The organism is Roseiarcus sp. (assembly GCF_052145395.1).
GTDB lineage: Bacteria > Pseudomonadota > Alphaproteobacteria > Rhizobiales > Beijerinckiaceae > Roseiarcus.
Map to the genome: position 1 here is coordinate 1 of NZ_JBKQOT010000507.1, position 3,460 is coordinate 3,460.

At 63.9% G+C, this 3,460-nt stretch carries 4 protein-coding genes; 3 read left to right on the forward strand and 1 reads right to left on the reverse strand.

Annotation, left to right across the window (positions count from 1 at the left end; genetic code table 11):
• The coding region (locus ACLP25_RS17400) for a hypothetical protein (protein WP_442470432.1) at positions 1-605 on the reverse strand (605 nt) is incomplete at its 3' end.
• Between the two features lie 4 nt (positions 606-609).
• Here ACLP25_RS17400 and ACLP25_RS17405 point away from each other — a divergent pair.
• The 3 genes from ACLP25_RS17405 to ACLP25_RS17415 all read left to right on the forward strand — a co-directional run.
• Positions 610-1,638, forward strand: a complete 1,029-nt coding sequence (locus ACLP25_RS17405) for a polyprenyl synthetase family protein (protein ID WP_442470435.1) — start codon at positions 610-612, stop codon at positions 1,636-1,638.
• A 10-nt stretch (positions 1,639-1,648) separates the two neighbouring features.
• Positions 1,649-2,833, forward strand: a complete 1,185-nt coding sequence (locus tag ACLP25_RS17410; protein WP_442470433.1) for a saccharopine dehydrogenase family protein — start codon at positions 1,649-1,651, stop codon at positions 2,831-2,833.
• 74 nt (positions 2,834-2,907) lie between these two features.
• Positions 2,908-3,460, forward strand: a 553-nt coding sequence (locus ACLP25_RS17415; RefSeq protein ID WP_442470434.1) for a hypothetical protein, incomplete at its 3' end; no start/stop codon positions are given.

Sequence of the window (3,460 nt, forward strand, 5' to 3'; positions counted from 1 at the left end):
GTGACCACGCCGCCCGGCTGACGCGTGTCGGCGTCCACCACGACGCCGCTGTAGACGCCGGCCGGTTGTTTGTCCGGGATCTCGACGACCAGGACCGGACGCGTTCTCTCATCTGTGACCAGATGAATGTTGGTGAGGGGCGGGACGTCGCCATCGTCGCTGTGGAGCGGAAGCACCAACGGGACGAAGCGACCCGCCGTCGGCCAGATGTCGGCGGTCACCTGGGCGCGCCGCGAGGACTTGACCTCGAAGCTGAGGGTCACGGGAGGCGTGGGTCGGGCCGTCTTGGTTGCCCCCGCGCTCGCCTTCAGGATTGCGTTGAGGATCTCGAACCATTGGACGCCAAGATCCTTGGAAACACGCAGCAGTCGGTCGACTTGCGCCCTGACGTCCTCGTCGAAATCGGCGGCGTTGTAGGATCCGTCGCGGACGCGCTCGGCCGCGAGCCGGCCCTGGTCGATCTGCTCTTCAGCGACGTCGTAGGCGAGCTTGACCGTGTCGGTGATGACCTTGTCGGCCCGAGCCGACGGCTTGCCGCTGTTCCCGGCGGGGCCCCGACCCGAGGGGGACCTCTCGCTCGGGCGATGGACGTAGTCGGCCATCATGCGAATGGGCCTCGTCCGCTCCGGGTCCGGGCGCTTCATCCGAGAGTGCGGACAGGCCGTTCGGGACACGTTGGAACGCTATCTTCCGTCCGGCGATCCGGATCGCTACCTCTATAGCCTCGCGGGGGACTATCCTCGGCGGGGTGGCAAGATGATGCGTTCGAGCATATGCATTGCGACAGCGCGAGTGTTCGGAGCGCCCCTGTCCGACGCCTTGCTCTCGGCCGCGGCGATCGAACTGCTTCACAACGCCTTTCTTGTGCATGACGACGTGCAGGACGGCAGCGAAATGAGGCGCGGCGCTCCGACGCTCCATGCGCTTCACGGAATTCCGCTCGCGATCAATGCGGGCGACGCCATGTTCCTCCTCGGCCTGAGACCGCTTCTCGACAACATCGACAGCATCGGCTCGGGGCTGACGTTTGACATTCTTCGCGACACCGAACGAATGGCCTGGGAGTCCGCGGAGGGGCAAGCGATGGAGTTGGGCTGGCGCCGCGACAACGTGATGGAGCTGGATGATCGCGACTATCTCTGCATGGTGCTGAAGAAGACGGCATGGCTGGCGGCGATCTATCCGCTGCGCGTCGGCGCGTTGATTGGGACGCGCAGCCGAGCAAAGGTCAAGCAGCTCAACCGGTTCGGCTTTTTTCTCGGCGCCGCCTTTCAGATCCAGGACGATATTCTCAATCTCGAAACTGACCTCAGTTACGGGAAAGAGGCGCTCGGCGATTTATTCGAAGGCAAGCGGACGCTGATGCTGATTCACTTGTTTCGCAATTGTACGCAGACCGAGCAGAGCAGGCTCAGGATCGTCCTGGGAAGACCGCGCGAGGAGCGCCAGACGGAAGACGTCGAATGGATCAAGGCGCGCATGGAGGCCTACGGATCGCTCGACTACGCGCGCAAGGTCGGTCATGGGCTGGCCGGCGCCGCGCTGCATGAATTCGCGGCCACGTTCGGCGGCCTGCCGGAGTCGAGGGATAAGGACTTCCTGTGCGGGCTCGCCAATTGGGTCTTCCAGCGGACGTGAGAGGCCGTCGATGCCGACCGACATGAACAGGCGGATGTCTCGGCCGGAAGGAGACGGCGACATTGGCCGTCGCGTGATGATCTACGGCTCGACCGGCTATACCGGGCGGCTCATCGCGCGGCGCGCGCTCGAAACGGGACTGGAGCCGATCTTGGCGGGCCGCAGCGTCGAGCGCGTGCGGCGGCAGGCGGAGTCTCAGGGGCTTCTGTGGCGAGCGATCCGCCTCGACTCGCCCTCGCAAATCGCACGGGAGCTTCGAGACGTCCGCGTCGTCATTCACGCTGCCGGCCCATTTACCCAGACCGCGCGCCCGATGCTCGAAGCGTGCCTTCTCGCCGGCGCACACTACCTCGACATCGGAGGCGAACTGCCCGCCTTCCTAGAAGCGCGGCGCCGAAACGAGGACGCGGTCCGTCGCGGCGTCATGATCATGCCGGGCGCAGGATGGGCTGTGACGGCGTCGGATTGCCTAGCCGCTCATGTCGCAAGGCTTGCGCCGGAGGCCAAGTCTTTGCGGATCGGGATCGCCCGCTCGCCTCTCCTCTCGCGCGGGACCGCCCGCTCGGCGCTCGGTCTTGCATCCAGCGACGTGGTGATCCGCCGCAATGGGCGCCTCGTGAGCGTCCCGGTTGGACGATTGGAAAAAGCCTTTGATTACGGCGAGGGCGCGCGATGGAGCATGGCGCTCAGCTGGCCCGACGTCCTGACAGGCTACCACACCACGGGCGTTCCCAACATCGAGGTCTATGTCGACACGGGGACCTTGACGCGCATCCTCGCGCCGGTCGGCGCTCGCCTCGGAGAGGCGCTTCGGCTGCCGATATTCCAGCCGCTGCAGCGCCTCAGCGCTGAGATCTTGCCGGAGGAACCGTCGGACGAAGCGAGGATGGCCGCCCGCCATGTCGTCGTCGCCGAGGCGGAGGACGTCTGGAGACGATGCACCTGCGCCCGCCTCGAGAACATCGACGGATACAGCTTTACCGCGCTTTCCGCCACCGAGATTGCCCGTCGTGTGTTGGGCGGAGACTTCGAAGTCGGCTTTCAGACGCCCGCGCGCGTGTACGGAGCGGACTTCGTGTTGGGCATGGAAGGCTCGAGACGCGAGGATTTATATGCGGGGGAGGCCGTGCGCGATCCGGTCGGGCGGGTGTGGGCCTCGCCTGCGCCTGGGTCCGCCGCGGCCCGGGGATTCTGACCCCTAGCCCCCGCGCAGTTTGGAGTTCGACGGACGTATAGATCGGGCAGTGATATTTCAGGAGGCCCACGACCATGCAGTATATAGACCAGATTGGCGAAGTTGAATTTCCTCCGCCCTATACTTTCCCCGGAGTCACCATCCTCAGCTTTCGCCTGGACGCCGACCTCAACTGCCTGAACATCCTCTGTGACCGCGTTCTAAACATAGGGTCTTTGGAAGATCGTGGATTCGAGTACCGTCCGTTTCTTCCGTTCGTGGATCTGGAGATCCTATCATACCCAAGAATGGAAAACGCGCTGTGGCCGGATATGGGATACACTTCGCAAAGGGAGTGTTATGTTCGGATATTCGTATGGAAGTTCGTCGAGTTCTGGGGGTGGCTGATCCCAACGATGGAAGTCGCGACATTTTGTCCCTTCATTGTCGTCGACAACCCCCTGTCCGCCTTTTCTGGCCGCGATGTTCTCGGCCTCCCCAAGCTTCTGGCGACCTTCAGCGACTTCTCCCCGCCGAACCCTTTCGGAGCCGTGTCGACCTTGGAGTTCTCAAGCTTCTCCAGCACGTCGAAAGCTACGCTGTTGCCGGTTGTCACGGTGGAGGAAAGCCTCAATCTCGCCGCGGCGC